The sequence below is a fragment of the Sandaracinaceae bacterium genome, assembly GCA_020633055.1.
Lineage (GTDB): Bacteria > Myxococcota_A > Polyangia > Polyangiales > Houyiibacteriaceae > JADJJE01.
On sequence record JACKEJ010000008.1, the window covers coordinates 67,332 to 84,253 of the forward strand.

15 protein-coding genes are annotated in these 16,922 nt (G+C 71.1%); 8 read left to right on the top strand and 7 right to left on the bottom strand.

The genetic code is table 11. From position 1 onward, the window contains the following. Nucleotides 1-4 precede the first annotated feature (4 nt). Together H6726_17155 and H6726_17160 are read right to left on the bottom strand one after the other, a co-directional pair. Entirely contained in the window at nt 5-1,744 is a 1,740-nt protein-coding gene (locus H6726_17155) for a caspase family protein (GenBank protein MCB9659375.1), read from the bottom strand. Nucleotides 1,745-1,752: 8 nt separating this feature from the next. Continuing rightward, entirely contained in the window at nt 1,753-2,652 is a 900-nt protein-coding gene (locus H6726_17160) for a LysR family transcriptional regulator (GenBank protein ID MCB9659376.1), read from the bottom strand. A 99-nt stretch (nt 2,653-2,751) separates the two neighbouring features. Here H6726_17160 and H6726_17165 point away from each other — a divergent pair, with 99 nt between their 5' ends. After that, nucleotides 2,752-3,732, top strand: coding sequence for an NAD(P)-dependent alcohol dehydrogenase (locus H6726_17165; protein MCB9659377.1), 981 nt, complete (start codon nt 2,752-2,754; stop codon nt 3,730-3,732). Nucleotides 3,733-3,752: 20 nt separating this feature from the next. Here H6726_17165 and H6726_17170 read toward each other — a convergent pair whose 3' ends face one another. Then, a complete protein-coding gene (locus tag H6726_17170) occupies nt 3,753-4,289 on the bottom strand; it encodes a hypothetical protein (protein MCB9659378.1) in 537 nt (178 codons plus the stop codon). A gap of 55 nt (nt 4,290-4,344) precedes the next feature. On the opposite strand from H6726_17170, the gene H6726_17175 reads away from it, so the two are divergent. The 5 genes from H6726_17175 to H6726_17195 all read left to right on the top strand — a co-directional run bounded on the left by H6726_17175 (nt 4,345) and on the right by H6726_17195 (nt 10,883). Beyond that, a complete protein-coding gene (locus H6726_17175; GenBank protein MCB9659379.1) occupies nt 4,345-5,376 on the top strand; it encodes a prolyl oligopeptidase family serine peptidase in 1,032 nt (343 codons plus the stop codon). 55 nt (nt 5,377-5,431) lie between these two features. Next, complete coding sequence (locus H6726_17180) at nt 5,432-8,587, top strand: DUF4132 domain-containing protein (protein ID MCB9659380.1); 3,156 nt, start codon at nt 5,432-5,434, stop codon at nt 8,585-8,587. Nucleotides 8,588-8,697: 110 nt separating this feature from the next. Next, on the top strand, nt 8,698-9,135 hold the full coding sequence (locus tag H6726_17185; GenBank protein MCB9659381.1) for a hypothetical protein: 438 nt from the start codon (nt 8,698-8,700) through the stop codon (nt 9,133-9,135). A gap of 53 nt (nt 9,136-9,188) precedes the next feature. Beyond that, complete coding sequence (locus H6726_17190) at nt 9,189-9,518, top strand: hypothetical protein (protein ID MCB9659382.1); 330 nt, start codon at nt 9,189-9,191, stop codon at nt 9,516-9,518. 54 nt (nt 9,519-9,572) lie between these two features. After that, nucleotides 9,573-10,883 carry a glutamate-5-semialdehyde dehydrogenase gene (locus H6726_17195; GenBank protein MCB9659383.1) on the top strand — a complete coding sequence of 437 codons (1,311 nt, stop codon included), beginning with the start codon at nt 9,573-9,575 and terminating at the stop codon, nt 10,881-10,883. 63 nt (nt 10,884-10,946) lie between these two features. Here the strand turns inward: H6726_17195 and H6726_17200 are convergent, their stop codons facing one another. Then, nucleotides 10,947-11,537: a PAS domain-containing protein gene (locus H6726_17200; GenBank protein MCB9659384.1), complete on the bottom strand. Its 591-nt coding sequence runs from the start codon at nt 11,535-11,537 to the stop codon at nt 10,947-10,949. Nucleotides 11,538-11,645: 108 nt separating this feature from the next. Between H6726_17200 and H6726_17205 the strand changes: the two genes are divergently transcribed. Then, nucleotides 11,646-12,260, top strand: coding sequence for a hypothetical protein (locus tag H6726_17205; protein ID MCB9659385.1), 615 nt, complete (start codon nt 11,646-11,648; stop codon nt 12,258-12,260). A 93-nt stretch (nt 12,261-12,353) separates the two neighbouring features. Here the strand turns inward: H6726_17205 and H6726_17210 are convergent, their stop codons facing one another. Further along, nucleotides 12,354-13,325: a magnesium transporter CorA family protein gene (locus H6726_17210; GenBank protein ID MCB9659386.1), complete on the bottom strand. Its 972-nt coding sequence runs from the start codon at nt 13,323-13,325 to the stop codon at nt 12,354-12,356. 38 nt (nt 13,326-13,363) lie between these two features. On the opposite strand from H6726_17210, the gene H6726_17215 reads away from it, so the two are divergent. Beyond that, nucleotides 13,364-14,764 carry a serine hydrolase gene (locus H6726_17215; protein MCB9659387.1) on the top strand — a complete coding sequence of 467 codons (1,401 nt, stop codon included), beginning with the start codon at nt 13,364-13,366 and terminating at the stop codon, nt 14,762-14,764. Nucleotides 14,765-14,854: 90 nt separating this feature from the next. Here H6726_17215 and H6726_17220 read toward each other — a convergent pair whose 3' ends face one another. Both H6726_17220 and H6726_17225 read right to left on the bottom strand, forming a co-directional pair. Beyond that, nucleotides 14,855-15,598 (bottom strand): SDR family oxidoreductase, encoded by a 744-nt coding sequence (locus tag H6726_17220; protein MCB9659388.1) that lies wholly within the window; start codon nt 15,596-15,598, stop codon nt 14,855-14,857. Nucleotides 15,599-15,600: 2 nt separating this feature from the next. Then, entirely contained in the window at nt 15,601-16,905 is a 1,305-nt protein-coding gene (locus H6726_17225) for a hypothetical protein (GenBank protein ID MCB9659389.1), read from the bottom strand. Nucleotides 16,906-16,922: the final 17 nt, after the last annotated feature.

Below are 16,922 nucleotides of genomic sequence, written 5' to 3' on the forward strand. Positions count from 1 at the left end.
CCGACTACTTCTGCGTGGTGAGCCCCAGTGAGCTGGCGAGGCTGCCCGCACTGGTCAGGGGCAGGTTGGGCATCGGGATGCGCTCGCCACCGGCCGTGCGGGGATAGGCCCACAGCACCTGGCCCCAGGCGACGCTGCCGCGCCGGATCACCACGTGCTGCCCCGCGTCCATGGCCTCGGCCGGGTTCATGAGGTCGTGGTCCAGCGCGAAGCCCGCGTGGACGTAGTCGCTCAGCTCGCCCGCGAAGAGGACTCCGTCCGAGGGGCGCGCGTCCGCTTCGCCCAGGACCCCGCGGCGCAGGTACCAGGACAGGTAGCCTCCGGCGAGGCGCGGCTGGGCCACGTCGCTCAGCGCGTCCTCCTCGGACGAGAACATCCCGATGCGGCCCGGACGGTCGATCAGGTCGTCCGCGAAGCCGCCGCTGTTGCAGGCGTCGAGGGCCACCAGCAGCGTCCCCGCGCGCAGGTCGTTCAGCGCCGCGGCCAGCTCGTCGTCGCGCAACTCACCGTCGCTGAGGATGAGGGTCTCGTCGAACGCGTCCAGCTCGTGCTTCGAGTCGGGGAGACGCGCGGTCTGGCCGCCGTGCCCGGAGTAGAAGATGACCACCACGTCCTCGGGGCGGGCCCGCTGCACCAGCGCGCGTGCGCCATTCAGGAACGCGTCACGGGTGACCTGCCCGTCGGTGAGCAGCACGTAGTCCGAGGGGCCCTGCAGGTGGCTGGCGGTGAAGGCCTGCGCGAGGAAGCGCGCGTCGTCGGCGCAGCCGTACAGGTCGCCGCGCGCGCCGTACTGGGTGATGCCCGCGTAGAGGCCCAGCACGCGGCCACCGCCCTCGGGTCCGGCCACCCCATCGGGGCGTCCACCGTCGGCCAGCAGGCGCGGCGGTGGGCGCACGCTGCTGCGCACACGGAAGGGTCCGGCGCCCTGGTTGCCGTAGCTGGTGACCACCAGCTGGTAGGCGCCCGTCTGCGGCGCGACCAGCGTGATGGTGCTGTCGAGCGCGCGCTCGGTGCCGTCGGGCCCGGCGTCCTGCGCGTCGTCGTTGACCCAGCGCTGCCCGTTCGGGGCGATGACCGTCGCCACCGTGTCGAACGCGGTCGACGTCACGCGCACGCGCAGCACCGCGCCGGCCTCGGCACGGAAGTGGAGCGCGCGCCCGGGCAGCCCTGCGACGTTCGGGTTGCCCAGCAGCGACGGCGCGTCGGTGCCGAGCACGTAGGCGTCCCCCTGCCCGCCTGGTGGGCCCTCGCGCAGCTCGAGCTCGTAAGCGCCCAGCTCGCCTGCGGACACCGTGGTGGCGCGCAGCAGGTACTCACCCTCCACCTCGGCCACCACGTCGAGCGCGGCCTCGAGGTTCCCAGGGAAGGCGTCGTCGTTCACCACGCGCACGCCGTCGGGACCCACCAGCTCGAGCACGGAGTCCACCTGCGAGGAGCGCATGCGGATGTGCACGGCGCGCGTCGGGCTCAGCGTCAGGCGGTAGAGGTCGAAGCGCTGCCCGCCATCCTGCGCGGAGCTGCTGCTGGTGAGCTGCCCACGGTGCGTGCCCACGGCGAGAGGCATGGCGCGCGCCAGCTCCTGCTCGCGCGAGTCGGTCGTGGACGCGTCGATGGTGGCCCGTGGTGTCTCGCTCGGGACGGGCGTGGTGTGCGTCACGACCGGCGCGCACGACACGGAGAGCAAGGCGGTCAGGGCGAGACCCGCGGTGCGCGGGGACGAGGCGAGGAGGCGGGGTAGAGGCACGCCACACGCTACCGCACAACGGGGGTCGAGAGGTGTTCGGCCAGCGCGTCGAACACCACGCGGATGCGGCGGCTGGTGTGCAGCTCGCGGTGACACACCAGCCACATGGGCACGGGGATGGAAGGCAGGTCGGGGAACAAGCGGCGCACCCCGGGCTCGGCCATGCCCACGTCGTCCATCATTACGCACACGCCGAGGCCCCGCTTGCACAGCTCCCACTGCACGAAGTGGCTCGGCGTGGTGAGGATGAACTGCGCCGCGTCGACCGCGATGCCCAGCGCTTTGAACCCCTCGACCATGGTCGTAGACCGGTCGAAGGCGAAGAGGCCCGCGCGCGCCAGATCGGCGCTGCGCTCGAAGGGCCCCGCGCGCTCGATGTACGTGGGCGCCGCGTAGAAGTGCGCGGTGGTGTCGCGCAGCTTGCGCGCGAAGAGGTCCGGCTGGGTGGGCTGCACGTTGCGCACGGCGATGTCCGCCTCGCGCCGCTGGAGGTCGCGCACCTCGTTGGCCGCCACCAGCTCGAGCGTGATGCCTGGATGGGTCTCGCGCAGCTGGGCCACGACGGCCGGCAACAGGAACGCCGTGATGACCTCGCTGGCCGTGACGGTGACCGTGCCCTCGACGGACTCGGACTGCCCCGCAGCGCTCAGCGACACGCGCATGGCCGCAGCCCCCATGGCCCGGACGTGCTCCACCAGCTCCACCCCCGTGACGGTGAGCTCGAGACGTTGCCCCACCCGCTCGAAGAGCGTCACGCCCAGCGTCTCCTCGAGGGCCGCCACCTGCCGACCGAGCGTGGGCTGCGTCAGCCCGAGCGCCCGCGCCGCGGCCGAGAACGAGCCCTCCTCGGCCGTGACGAGGAAGGCGCGCGCCTGGTTCCAGTCGAAGGTCACCGCATGCCAGTCCATGCATTTTCGTATAGCACGACTGCCAATTTCGGCACTTAATCGCGCACGGTCGCATAGCTACAACCTACGGGTACCCACCACTTGCCAAAGGAACCCACCATGCGCGCCGCCATCACCCCCAAGTACGGACCTCCCTCCATCCTCGAGCTGCGGGACCTCCCCGCCCCCGCGCTGGGGGCGAACGACGTGCTCGTCGAGGTGCGCGCCAGCATCGTCAGCGAGGGCGACCGACGCATCCGCTCGGCCGACTTCCCGGGCATGACCGCCGTGCCCGGCCGCCTCATGATGGGCGTCTTCGGGCCGCGCGCGCAGGTCGGAGGCACCATGTTCGCCGGGCGTGTCGTGGCCGCGGGCCGCGACGTCACCCGCTACGCCGTGGGCGACGACGTGTTCGGCAGCGCCCCGCACGGCGCCTACGCCGAGCTGCTGTGCGTCCCGGAGGACGGCGCGATGGCGCGCATGCCCGCCGGTCTGACTCACGACGAGGCCGCAGCCATCCCCTATGGCGCCGGCACCGCGCACCACTTCCTGGTGGAGCTGGCGCGCCTGCAGCCCGGCGAGCGCGTGCTCGTCAACGGCGCGACGGGCGGCGTGGGCCGCTTCGCCGTGCAGCTGGCGAAGCACTTGGGCGCCGAGGTCACCGCCGTGTGCAGCCGCGCGCACCACGAGCTGGCGCGCGAGCTGGGCGCCGACCACGTGATCGACTACAAAACGACTGACTTCACGACCCACGGCGAGCGCTACGACATCATCTTCGACATCGCGGACTCCACCACCTTCGGCGCGTGCCGTGCCTCGCTCACGCCGCGCGGGCGCTACCTGACGCTCTCGGTCAGCCTGCGCGTGTTGCTGCAGATGGCGTGGACGCGCGTCACCGGCGGACAGCGCGCGCTCGTGAGCGTGGCCCTCGGAGACCGTGAGCACATCGAGCAGCTGGCCGCGCTGGTGACCGAGGGGGCGTTCCGGCCGGTCATCGCCGCGCGCTTCCCGCTCGAGGAAATCGTGGCTGCGCATCAGGCGGCGGAGTCCGGGTCGCGCGCGGGGGCGGTGCTCGTGTCGATGATGGCGACCGCAGCTTAGAGCAGCATCCAGGATCGCCGTCAGCGAGGCGCGTCGGCGCTCGGTCGCGGCCGGCTCAGGCGCACGGCCAGCGCGCCCGTGCCGAGCGCGAGCAGCGCCGCGCCGATGAGCACCCACATGCCCATGCCCGTGGAGTCCAGGAAGACCGTGATGAGCGTGTAGAGCCCTACGAGCAGGATGAGGATACCCGTGGCCAGGCCCGCCCAGGCGAGCACGCGGAAGCCCTTGATGGCGGTCGACAGCAGCGCCAGCCCGAGCAGCGGGATGCTGAAGATGACGCCGCGGCTGGGCCCGGAGAGCTGCTCGACGACGTCGCCGCCGGTGAGCACGAGGCTGAAGCCACTGACCGAGACCATGTCGCCGAGGGTCACCCACGGCATGAAGAAGCCCGTCATGAGCCCCACGCCCGCGATGGCCTGCAGGATGCGCAGCCACGCGGGCGCCATGACCGGCTTGGACGGCGTGGCGGACGCCTGCTCGTTGCCAGCGGGGGTGACGGCGCCTCCCGAGCTGCTGCTCGCGGGCGCGGTCGCGGACGTGGTCTGCGTGTCGGTCACGGCGCAGACGATAGCATCCCCCCGCCGCGCGCGGAGGGGTACGGTGAGGCGGTCCGTGCACACCGCATCACACACGGCTCGCCGCTCACCGTCGCGACCTGTCTGGCTGCGGCCGTTCGCGTCGCTGGGCGTCGGCGCGCTGCTGTGGCTGTGCGGCTGTGACGCTCCGGCGCCCGCGGCCACCCCTGCGGAGACCGCGGCGGCGCCGCCCCGAGAGCACTTCACGCTGCCTGCGCTGCGACGGGCGCGCCGCACACATCACCGTCACCGCGGCGACCCCACACCGCCGCCCGCGCCACCATCGGACGTGTTCGAGCTGGTGCGCTACGCAGCGCCGCTCGGTGACAACGTCGCCTACGTCACGCCCGTGCGCCCGTCGCCCGATGGCGCGCGTCGTCCCGGGCTGATCTGGTTGTCGGGCGGCTTCCGGTGGTCACTCGGCGCGCACATGTGGACGCCAGGCCCGCCCGAGAACGACCAGAGCGCGACGGCGTTCCTCATGCCCGACCTCGTGCTGATGCGCCCGGCCCTGCGCGGCGTGAACGGCAACCCTGGTGACGTCGAGTGTTTCGTCGGCGAGGTGGACGACGTGCTGGCCGCGGCCGACTACCTCGCCACGCGGCCCGACGTCGACCCGGCGCGCATCTACCTGGGCGGACACAGCACGGGCGGGACGCTCGCGCTGCTGGCTGCGGAGAGCAGCGCACGCTTTCGCGCCGTGGTGGCTCTCGGCGCTGCGCCCGACGCGCGAGGTTACGGCGAAACGCGCTGCATCCCCAGCGACGCGACCACCGCGGAAGCCGAGCTGCGCGCACCGGCGCTGTACCTGCACGAGATCCGCACGCCCAGCGTCGTGGCCGAGGGAGCGCTGGGCAGCTGGTCACGGACCTACCCCGCCCTCGAAGCGCAGCGCGGCACAGCCCCCGTCACGATCTTGTCGGTCCCGGGGCTGGACCACCTCACGCTCGTGCGGCCGGCGTGCCTCGCGCTGCTGGAAGCGATCCGCGCGGACACCGCCAGCGACACGACGTTCTCGCTGCGCAGCGAAGCCATTCTCGGGCACGCCGCCCCGCCACCAGCGCCGTGATCCGGCGCGTCATGGCGACGTATCCAACACCGGACGTTCTCGGTAGTGTCCGACCATGATCCCCCCTGACCCCGCCGCGTCCGGCAAGGACGTGCGGTTCGACCCGCCCGCGTGGGCTCTGAGCGAGTGCACCCTGCCGATCACGACACCCATGCGGGTGCGCAAGGCGGGCACCTTCGATGAGGTGTGGACGCGCGGACTCGTGGCCATCGAGGACCGCCTTCGACAAGGAATGTGGCGCTGGCCCGAGAAGCCGACGGAGACCGAGGCACCGCTCCAAGCGAAGCTGCGCGAGCGGTTGGCCACCAGGGCGGAGGGCACCGACTTCGACATGGAGCTGGAGGCCTACACGTTGTCGGTGGTTCGCCACACCGACCTCTCCCTGCTCGACCTGAGCGCCCTCAGGCCGCGGGCCCTCGCCTACTGGACCACGCGGTCCGACCCGGCGACCGCCCTCGAGACCCTGGTGCGCGGGATGTGCACGTCGTGCTTTGCGCGCGACGCCTACTCGACGCTACGCGCCCTTCACGGCGAGCCCACGCTCAACATCTACTTGCTCCCCGAGGTCGTCCGCGACCACGTCCGCCAGCACGGTGTCGCGACGCTCGAGCCCGTCGTGCGACGCCTGTGCGACGACCCGGTCCTGCTCGCGTGGATCCTGGACGACGAGGCGGCCGCGCTCACAGAGGTGCGCCGGCACGACCATCCCAAGCGTCGTCTCGAGCGCCTCGTCGGCTTGCTCCCGACCGCCGAGGACGCCGCGCCCTTGCTGGAGGCAGCTCCGCTCGGAGACGGGATGCGCGCCATCGCACGCCACGGCGCGGCGCTGGCGGGCGCAGCGCTGGCGTCGACGCCTGCGTCCAGGGCTCACATCACGTTTTGGGCGTGCTACCCGTCGGCTACCGCGGCGCACAAGCTGGTGGCGGCGCTGGGCCCGAAGCAGACGCGCAGCTTGGTGGCGCAGGCGCTCGCGAACATGCCGGAGCACGCGCGCGGGGCGCTGCTGGAGGCGAGGGCGAGCCGGACGACGCACCGCGACGTGATCGACGCACTGCTGTCCACGTTCGAGGCGCAGGTGGCTCCGGAGGCGTGTGTGGACACGGGTGAAGGCGACGCGCCCGAGCGCGACCTGCCCCGGGTGCTGGTGAGCCCCCCTTGGAGGACGAAGCGACGCGCTGCCCTGCCCACGTTCGCTGGTCTGCTCGCCCAGTCCGTCGAGTACGCGGTGGACCTCGGCACGCTCGACCCACGCGTACTGGAGCGTGAGCTGACGACTCTGACGTCGCTCCAACGTGAGCGACCCCACGACGACGGGCGGGTCATCGGCGCCTACATGGTGTGGGGCGCGACGTTCGAGCAGCTCGAAGCGCTGCGCGCGACTGGCGCACTCGCGCGCGTCGACGCGCACTACTGGACGCACACCACCTACATGACGGGCCTGACGGTGCTGCTCCACCGCGATGGCGCGAAGGTGGTTCCCGCGCTGCTCCAGCTCGCGCCCGCGCTGCGCCCCGAGCTCGCGTGCGAGCTGAGCTACGTAGGCGCGGTCGAGGTGGCGCCCATGGCGGTGCAGTGGCTGCGCTACAAGGGCGCCCGTCGAGCCGCGAGCGAGTGGGTGTGTCGGTTCCCGCGTCACGCCGCCGCGGGGCTCCTCCCGATCGTCTTCGGCGCGGACACACCGCCGCTGGAACGCGAGCGCGCGCTGACGCTGTTCGCATTGCTGGCGGTGGAGCGTGGGGTGGTCTTGGAAGAGGCGGCGCGGCACGGACCCGACGTGCTCGCAGCAGCGACCACGCTCATCGACCGAGATCCGTTGGAGAGCGCCCCGACGAAGGCACCGAAGCTGCTCGAGGGCGTCGAGGCGCTCCCACGCGTGCGTCTGCGCGATGGACGCACGCTCCCGAGACGTGCGCAGCTCCACCTCACGGAGATGCTCGCCTTCTCCTCCATGGAGGCCCCGTACGCTGGCGTCGCGCACGCGCGAGGCGCGTGCGACCAAGCCTCCCTCGACACGTTCTTGGACGCGCTCGTGGACCTCTGGGTGGCAGCCGGAATGCGCAGCGCGCACGCCTGGACCGCGCGCGCGGTCGCGCTCGTGGGGAGCGACCGCGCAGCGCGAGCGCTCTTCGATCGCGGCCGCGCGTGGGCTCGGGACGGGCAGAAGCAGAACGCCTTGCTGCTGCTGGACGTCCTTGCGGTGATGGGGTCGGACCTCGCGCTGTCGCTGATCGGTCGAATGTCGCGCGGCGGGCAGCGGCAGTACCTCAAGGACCGGGCCGCGGGCCTCCTGACGGAGATCGCGATCGCGCGAGGTCTGAGCGCGGATGAGCTGGAGGATCGGACGGCCCCCGACCTCGGCCTGGACGAACATGGCCGGTACGCGCTGGACTTTGGTCCGCGGCGCTTCCACGTGGGCTTCGACGAGCACCTGCTGCCGTTCGTCCGCGACGAAAACGGCGAGCGGCTCGTGCAGCTCCCGCGGCCGCGCAAGACCGATGATCCCGCGATGGCCAAGGCGGCCTGGGAGGCATGGAAGACCCTCCGCAGCGAAGCCGATGCCGCCGCGAAGGACCAGCTGGCCCGGCTGGCGCGCATGATGGCAGACGAGCGGCGCGTCGACGCAGAGGTCTTTCTGCAATGCTTCGCGAAGCACCCGCTCGTCGGGCACCTCGCCGCGCGACTGGTGTGGGGGACGTTCGACGCAGAGGGAGGGGTGTGCGGCACCTTTCGCGTCACGGAGGAGCGAACCCTAGCGAGCCTCGACGACACCCCGTTCGAGCTGCCTCGAGACGCCGCAGTCGGCTTGGTGCATCCACTGCACCTGAGCGAGTCCGAGGTCGGCCGTTGGCAGAGCCTGCTCCTCGACTACGACCTCGTGCAGCCGTTCGGGCAACTGACGCGCCCGCGCGACGACCTCTCGTGCGAGCAGCTGATGGCACGCTACGAGGGTGCACAGGCTCCGGGCGGGGTGCTCTACTCGTTGCGCACGTCGGGGTGGCGAGCGCTCCTCGCAGAGGACGCTGCCATCGTCGGCTTTTGGCGGGGCTACGCGGGCATCGAGTTCCAGCTCCACGTGTCGCCGCGCCTGATGCAGGGAAAGGCGAGCGGTCTGCATGCGTTGCGCCTCGTGTCGCGTGGCGACACGGACAGCCTCACGGCGGTCCAGCGCGCGGAGCTGCTCTTTCAGCTGGATGGCGTCTTGGCTCGCTGAGGCGCGCGCGGTGCCCACACGGACACGTGGCGCAGCAGACGGGCGGTGGTCGGTGACCGCCCACGTGCGCACAGGTACGCACGCGGACGCGCGGTGATATGCTGCTCCCCATGGATGCCGGCGTACCCCACAGGATCGAGTGCGAGCAGTGCGGCGCCCCGCCCGTGGCGGGGCTGGTCGCCTGCCCCTATTGCGAGGCCAGCTACCCCGGCGCACCCGGGCAGCACGTGGACTGCCCCGGCTGTGGCGCCGACAACCACCCCACGTCGCTGCGCTGCGCGCGCTGCAGCGCGAGCCTGATGCAGACCTGCGTGTTCTGTGCGCGTCCGTCCGCGCTGGCGCTGGTCGCGTGTGGCCACTGCGGGGAGACCTTCGCGGGGGCCGCCGCGCGCAAGGCCGAGCGCGAGGCGCAGCAACGCCGGCAGCAGGCCATGAACGTGGCGGCGACGGGGCTCACGGCGCTCGGCGCCGTGGCCACCAGCAGCACGGGGCAGCGCATCCTCGGGCAGCTGTTCGACTCGGTGAAGGACGAGCTGCTCAAAGACTGAGACGCCGCGTGAGGGACACCTCAGCGCCCGCTTCCGTACTCTCGGGAGACATCATGAACGACTCGCGAATCCTCGTCCTCTCCGGCTTCCTGGCGTTGCTCGCTGCGGGGTGTGCCAAGCCCCCGACCTACACGGAGTTCGACGCGCGCGAGTGGAACGCCGAGTGTCGCGAAGCATCCGACTGCACCTTGGTGCGCGTCCCGTGCGGGCACTGCGGCCAGACGGCCAGCATCGCGGCCAGCGACGCTGCGGCCTACACGACCCAGTCGCGCGAGGTGGACTGCGCGGACTACCCGCACGGGGACGTCGTCTGCGGCAGCGCGCTACCTCAGGTCCCCGCGTGCGTGGAGGGGCGCTGCAGCTCGGTCGTGGCGCCCGAGTAGCGCCAGCATCGCCCCGCGGGCTGCGCCGCGCGCATCCGGCGCTACAGTCTCCCCATGTCCGCCGAGACCCCCAAGCAGCAGGCCATCGCAGCCCGCGAAGCCGGTCGCATCCTCTCCAGCCTCAGCAGCGACGCGCGCGCCGCCGTGCTCGTGCGCGTGGCCGGCGCGTTGACCGAGAACGCCGCCGAGATCCTGCGCGAGAACGCCCTGGACGTGGCCGACGCCGCCGAGGCCGTCGCCAAGGGCAGCATGACGCCCGCGCTGGCGGCCCGTCTGAAGCTCGACGAGCGCAAGCTCGCCAAGCTGGCGGACGGCATCCGGGACATCGCCGAGCAGGACGAGCCGCTGGGCAAGGTGCTGTCGCGCACGGAGCTGGCCGACGGCCTGCTGCTCCAGCTCGAGACGGCGCCCATGGGTGTGGTGATGGTCATCTTCGAGAGCCGCCCCGACGCGCTGCCGCAGGTCGCGGCGCTCGCGCTGCGCTCGGGCAACGGGCTGGTGCTGAAGGGGGGCAAGGAGGCGGCGCGCTCCAACCGCGTGCTGCACCGCGTGATCACCCAGGCGCTCGAGCCCGACGTGCCGTCCGCGTGCATCGCGCTCGTAGAGAGCCGTGACGAGGTGGCCAGCCTGCTCGAGCTCGACGACGTGATCGACCTGGTGATCCCCCGCGGCGGCAACGCGCTGGTGAGCTACATACAGCGCAACACGCGCATCCCCGTGCTGGGGCACGCCGACGGCATCTGCCACGTGTACGTGGACGCCGCCGCGGACATGGAGAAGGCCACGCGCATCGTGCTCGACTCCAAGACGGACTACCCCGCGGCGTGCAACGCCATGGAGACGCTGCTGCTCGACGAGGCGCTCGTCGCGGACGGGCGCGCTCAGACGCTGCTCGATGCGCTGCGAGGCGCGGGCGTGCGGCTCGAAGGCGGACCACGCGCCGCGCGCGAGCTGGACCTGCCGCTGACGGAAGACCTGCACAAGGAGTGGGGCGACCTCGAGGCCACGGTCGAGATCGTGAGCGACCTCGACGCCGCCATCGACCACATCCACCGCTACGGCAGCGCGCACACCGACTGCGTGGTGACCGAGGACCCGGCGGTCGCCGAGCGCTTTCTCGCCACCGTGGACAGCGCCTGCGTGTTCCACAACGCCAGCACCCGCTTCGCGGACGGCTACCGCTTCGGGCTGGGCGCCGAGGTGGGCATCAGCACGTCGCGCATCCACGCTCGGGGCCCGGTGGGGGTCGAGGGACTGCTGACCACGCGCTTCAAGCTGCGTGGTCACGGTGACACCGTGGGGCCGTTCAGCGCGGGTGAGCGCGAGTTCACCCACAAGCGTCTCCCAACGCACGGCGCCGAGTAGCCATGTGGTGCCGAACTCGGCTCGCTCCATGACGCGAACGTCGTGGGTGCGTGCGACCAGCGCTCAAGACGCGAACGTCATGCCCGGGAAGTTGCTCGCGACGCAGCTGGGACAGATGCCGTGCGACAGGCGCAGCTTGGGATAGTGGGCGACGACCGGATCCATGGGGTGCCAACCCCCGCGCACGTCGCGCAGGCACTGGCACCACGCGCACATCGTCATGCACAGCGGGGGACGCGCCTCGCTCTTGACGTGATTGTGCAGTCCCGTTGAAAGCAGCTCGTCGCGCTCACCCGAGCGCAGCGCATCCTCCGTGATGTCACACCCGACCGGCAGCAAGCTGATGACCTCACCGTGGTGGTCGACGATGGGGGTCAGAGCGAAGTCGATGATGCGGAGCTCTCCCGATGGCGTCGGGTGGGTTGCCTGAAAGTGCACGTACGACCCGCTCGCCGCGCGTTGCACCGACGCATACAGGAGCTCCTGCATCGTCCGGGAGTGGCTCCACCACGGTGTGTCCCAGAACGGCCGCTCCATGACGTGGGACTTCGACACGCCGACCAGCGACAACGAGAACTCGTTGGCCTCCAATAGCATGCCGTCTCGACCCAGGAGGCCGACGAGCTTCAGAGGGCGCTGCACCGAGCCAGGCATCGCGAACCGACATGCTATCACCAAACGGGGAATCGTCACACCCTAGGGGTGATTCTTGCTTCGAGACAAAGTTCGGGCACCCAAGAGGGAGGCGGCTATGCTGTTCCCATGACCCACTTCGCTCGCAAGTTGGAGGTCTTGGGGATCGCGCTGGGCGTCTGGACGCTCGCGGCCCCCACCACTTCGCTCGCTCAGACCGCGTTCCCCATCGTCGTGATGGACGTCAGGGCCGAGACCCCTCCTGACGGTGAGCGCGCGCCGTTGCTGCCCGTGGACCCGACCGCGGTGCGTGTCGAGCTGGCACGCGAGCTGCGCGCGTTCGTGGTCGCGCCCGAGGCCGTCGAGGCCGACGAGGTCGCGCCTGTGGCGACCGTGGATGTGCTCGTCTCCTCCGACAACGCCAGAGTGATCGTGCATCGCGCGTCACCGCCGAACGCAGCCGAGGAGACGCAGGAGCTGGCCTTCCAGGGACGCCTGACGCACGCGCGCTTGGTGGGGCTGGTGGTCGCCCTGATCGGCCCCTCCCTCGATCCCACACCGCACACGGGGATGGACGTGAGCGTCAACCCGTACCACGATCCGAGCGCTGGCGTGGCTCGGCTCGAGCCCATCCCAGCACGCTCGGCGTACGCATTCTATACGCCCAACCCGTACCGCGTTGCAGGCACGGTCCGCGCCCAGCGCGCGACGCCGATGCCCCTTGGGCAGAACCCCTACCGCTGACCTCGGCGACCCGCGGCTAGGACGTGGGCGTCCGTCGGTCGCTCGGGCTGCCCAAGTGCGAGCGCCGCGAGTCGTGCCATCCAGCCACGCACGTCAGAGCCACTTCTGCCAGCGGAAGAGCGCGAGCAGCGTTGCGGCTAGCGTGCCCATGAAGGCGAGCAGCACGAAGTAGCCGTTGTGGACTCTCAGCTCCGGGATGTTCTCGAAGTTCATCCCGTACAGACCCGCGAGGAAGCTGAGCGGCACGAAGATGGCGGTGATGACCGTCAGGATGCGCATCGTGTTGTTCAGCCGGTGCGATGCCGTCGAGATGTAGCCGTCGATGAGGTCCCCTGCGGTCTCGTAGAGCATCGTGGAGAGGCTGTGCAAGCGCTCGTAGTTCTCGAAGACGTCGTTGAGGTCGTGGCGCAGCTCCTCACCGAAGAGCGCCGAGCGTGACTGCCGGAACTCGCCGAACATCTTCTCGTGGTACATGAACACGCGCCGTAGCCGTCGCAGATCCGTCTTGTACGACGTGAGCTCCGCCATGACGGCGTCGGAGGGGCGCTCGAACATCTCCTCCTCGAGGACCTCCAAGCGCGGCTCGAGGTTGAGCAGCACGGGCAGATACCGGTTCGCCATGCGCACGGCGATCTGGGTGGCGATGTAGGCGCTGCCCCACGTGAGCCACTCGGTCGTCCCCGCGCCCAGGTCCCAGTAGTGATCGAGGCTGCTGGAGCGGCGCGCGTGACGTGTGACCAGGAAGTCCTCCCCCACGAACATCGTCAGCTGCAGCGTCTTGAAGTCGAGTCCGTCGGCCTCACCGTCCACGCCGCGCAGGATGATCACGATGTAGCGCTCGAAGTCCTCGACCTTGGGCGGGTGACGCTCGCGCTGCGCGTCCTGGATGGAGAGCTCGTCGAACTCGAAGCGCGAAAGCAGCCGCTCCTCCACCTCGGGCTCCTCCCCGCCGAGGTCGAGCCACAGCGTGCCACGCCGGTCCTGCAGCCAGCGCTCGAGCAGCGCGGTGTCGCCCACCTGCACCTCGGTGGCCTGGGGTTCGAGCAGCAGTGTGCGGATGGTCATGCGTGACGCTCCCTTGGGTTGCTGTCGGTGTGCCCTGTATGAACACATCCGTCCACTTCCATGGCCCTTGCGCGCTCGTGTGGCAGGCTGAGGAGGTGCTGCTGATTCGACGTCCCTTCCCGCTGCGCGCATCCCTGACGGGTCTCGGCGTGCTGCTGTTCGCCTCGGCCCTGTGGCTGCCGCGCGCCGCTGGCCGCGCGCGCCCTCCCGAGCCCGCAGACACGGCCCCCCCGGCGATGCCCGACGGCCCGACGGATCTGCGCAGCGGCACGTGCAACCCAGGCCCCGGCTACACGGACCGGGGCGACGACTTCGTCGAGCGGCTGCTGCGCTCCGAGCCTCAGCGCTTCCAGGAGATCCTCGACAACGCCGAGTCGCTGCGCGCGCAGATCCTCGTCAGCGAGGTGGTGCGCGACGCCGATGGGCGCCCCTGCATCCGCAGCTACGGCTACCGGCTGAACACGGAGTACTTCTACCCGGCCAGCGCCATCAAGACGGTCGCTGCGGTGGCGTCGCTGCTGACGTTCCAGGAGCATGCACAGGCGGCTGACGCGGTCACACGCGCGCTCTTCGTGCGCCCTCGGACGGCGCGCATGATCAATGGCGAGGAGGCGCAGACCAACCGCGGCCGCTCGAACTCCACGCTGGCCGCAGAGCTGGAGCGCACGCTCATCGTGTCCAGCAATCGAGGCTTCAACGTGCTGTTCGACATCGCGGGCATGGAGGCCCAGAACCAGCTCATGTGGCGCGCCGGGCTGCGCAGCGTGCGCATGCAGCACCGCCTCGAGGTGGGGGACCTGCACATGGACTCGCACCGCTTCGCGCCCACCGTGCGGCTGGGTCGCGGGCGCAGCGCCGAGACGGTGGTCCCCGAGCGCACGGCCTCGGTGCGCTTCCGCAACGCGCTCATGCTGGACATGCCGCGCACGGGCGTAGGCGAAGCGCACATCAACACGGACAACGGGCAGCGCATCGAGCACCCGCTCGACTTCCGGCGTAAGAACTACATCTCGCTGCGCGACCTGCAGCGCATCGTGCTGGAGGTGGTGGACCCCAGCCTGGACGGAGCGGACGTGGACCTGCCCCTGACCGACGCCAACCGCGCGCTCCTGCGCGACATCATGAGCCGGCGCCCACCCGCCGCGCGGCGAGGCACGGTGGACGACGCCGAGGCCCGCTTCGAGCCGCTCATCCCGGGCATCAACCGCGTGCTCCCGCGGGACGCGTACGAGTACGTGAACAAGGCCGGGCGCGCGTGGGGCTTCCACCTGGAGAGCGCCTACGTGCATCGACTCGACAGCGACCGCGCGTTCTTCGTGGCCGCCACGCTCTACGTGGACCGCGACGGGCTCATGAACGACAACCGCGCGGACTACGACCGCATCTCGTTCCCGTTCTGGGTGAACCTGGGCGAGGTGCTGGCGCGCGAGCTGCTGTGACGGCCGGCCCGGAGCGCGACGCCTGATGCACCCCGGACCGCCGTCACGTCGTTCCGGGGCGCTCGAGCAACGCCAGGCCGCACGCGCGCGTCAGGCTGCCGTCCAACCACCGTCCACGTGCACGATGCTGCCCGTCACGTAGCTGCTGGCGTCGCTGCTGAGATAGAGCACCGCCGAGACCACCTCCTCGGACGTGCCGAGGCGGCGCATGGGCGCCCGGCGCTCCACGTACGCGCGCAGCGAGGCGGACTCCTCGCCGACCATGTCGGTGTCGATGAAGCCCGGCGCGAGGGCGTTCACGCGCACGCGCCGGCGCGCCCACTCCACGCCCAGCGCGCGGGTGAGCTGCTCGATGGCACCCTTGCTGGCGATGTACGGTGAGGCACCCGGGATGGCGGTGCGCCCGAGCACGCTGCCCACCATGACCACGTTGCCCTGCCCGCGCGCGAGCATCGCCGCGCCCAGCCCTCGCGTGAGGCGCACCACGCCCATCACGTTGATGGCCATCACGCGCTCCCAGGTCTCGTCGCTCGCCTCGAGGAACGGGAGCGGCTCGCTGTAGCCGGCGTTGTTGACCAGCACGTCCACCGGCCCCGCCGCGAGCGTCGCCTCGATCAACGCGTCGGCGCCCTCCTTGGTGGCGAGGTCGGCCGGCACCACCAGCGCCTGCCGGCCCAGCTCGCGCACCTCGCTGGCCACCTCGTCCAGCAGCTTCTGCTGCCGCGCGGTGAGCACCAGGTCGGCGCCCGCGCGCGCGAAGCCCAACGCGAGCTCACGACCCAGCCCTCGGCTGGCCCCGGTCACCACCACGCGCTTGCCTGAAAAGTCGAACATGCTCATGCCTGATATCGCTCCCGTAGCCAGGGCAGAAGGTGCGCGTTGCAGAGCCGCGCGCGACCTTCGCCCAGCGCGTCGCCCTCGGGGCCGACGCTGTGAAAGTAGTGGTCCACGTAGTCGACCTGCGTGAACGTCTTGTCTCGGCTCGCCGCCCAGGCCAGCTGGGCGCGGCACTCGTGCTCGTAGATCTCGGTGTCCGCGTCGGCATACACCACGAGCAGGGGGACGTGCACGTCGGGCAGGGTCTTCTCGAGCGCCGCCTGACTGCGCAGGCCCGACCAGGTGGAGAGCCAACCACGGGCGCTCATCACACGCCCCAGCCCCTCGCCGTAGTTGCCGGTGATGGGGTCGCGCCCCCCGATGGCGAACAGCGAGCCGATGGGACGGCGGTTCGGATCGAGCGTGGGGTCCAGGTAGCGTGGGTCGGCCAGCGTCCGGTAGATGAGCATGTAGCGGCGCGTGATGCCGCGACGGGCGGCGTCGCGTCGGATGTCTGGTGGGAGCCCCTCCGCCTTGGCTCGCAACCGCGCAAGCCGTGCTTCTTCGCACCAGGCCAGGCAGCGGGCGTCCAGCCGCTCACAGCGCTCGTGTTGGGCCCGCCGGAACTCGGCCAGGAACTCCGCCGAGTAGCGCGAAGGCCCCTCGCGCATGGGGCGGTAGCCGTTGCGCGGGTCGTACATGTCGAGCCGTGGGTTCACCAGCACCGGGTCGTGCTCGTCGACCACACTCGGGTCCAGCCGCTCCAGCATGAAGCGCCCCTCGCCCTGGTGCGCCGCGATCAGCACGAGCCCGTCGGCCGGTGGCAGCTCGAAGTCGGCGAGGGGCACGCGGTCGCCAGAGGGCGCGTGGGTGAGCCGCTCCGCCGGGGCCTTGCCCTGCTGCTGCAGATAGAAGGCGAAGAGCGAGCCCCCGCCCGAGTTGCCGAGCAGCACCACGCGCGCGAAGCGCTCGCGCAGCGCCTGGATGACCCCACCCACGTCGAGCAGCAACCGCTCGTGCAGCGCGTCGGCGTCGTTGTGCAGGTTGCGTGTGGTCGCGCCGCACACGGCGTACCCACCCAGCGCCAGGTGGGGCGCGGCGTAGTGCCGCTGGAAGTCCCCGCGCGGGTGCATCAGCAGCAGCACCGTGTCCGGGTCGCGTGGCGCGGCGCTTCCCTCCACCTGGCCCGCGGGCAGCGGCGGCAGGTACAGCTGCGCCGACAGCGGGTGTCCGTCGAGAGCATGCGGGGCGAGCAGCTCGCGGCGGATGCGCGGATCGATGCTGCGGTAGTGTGGTGGATAGAAGTAGGGCGTCGCGGCGGTCACCCGGCGGAGCATATCGC

Coding starts and splice junctions, on each gene's coding strand:
- H6726_17165 (MCB9659377.1), top strand. CDS start 2,752: ATGCGCGCCGCCATCACCCCCAAGTACGGACCTCCCTCCATCCTCGAG.
- H6726_17210 (MCB9659386.1), bottom strand. CDS start 13,325: ATGACCATCCGCACACTGCTGCTCGAACCCCAGGCCACCGAGGTGCAG.
- H6726_17190 (MCB9659382.1), top strand. CDS start 9,189: ATGAACGACTCGCGAATCCTCGTCCTCTCCGGCTTCCTGGCGTTGCTC.
- H6726_17215 (MCB9659387.1), top strand. CDS start 13,364: ATGAACACATCCGTCCACTTCCATGGCCCTTGCGCGCTCGTGTGGCAG.
- H6726_17205 (MCB9659385.1), top strand. CDS start 11,646: ATGACCCACTTCGCTCGCAAGTTGGAGGTCTTGGGGATCGCGCTGGGC.
- H6726_17195 (MCB9659383.1), top strand. CDS start 9,573: ATGTCCGCCGAGACCCCCAAGCAGCAGGCCATCGCAGCCCGCGAAGCC.
- H6726_17220 (MCB9659388.1), bottom strand. CDS start 15,598: ATGTTCGACTTTTCAGGCAAGCGCGTGGTGGTGACCGGGGCCAGCCGA.
- H6726_17160 (MCB9659376.1), bottom strand. CDS start 2,652: ATGGACTGGCATGCGGTGACCTTCGACTGGAACCAGGCGCGCGCCTTC.
- H6726_17185 (MCB9659381.1), top strand. CDS start 8,698: ATGGATGCCGGCGTACCCCACAGGATCGAGTGCGAGCAGTGCGGCGCC.
- H6726_17200 (MCB9659384.1), bottom strand. CDS start 11,537: ATGCCTGGCTCGGTGCAGCGCCCTCTGAAGCTCGTCGGCCTCCTGGGT.
- H6726_17180 (MCB9659380.1), top strand. CDS start 5,432: ATGATCCCCCCTGACCCCGCCGCGTCCGGCAAGGACGTGCGGTTCGAC.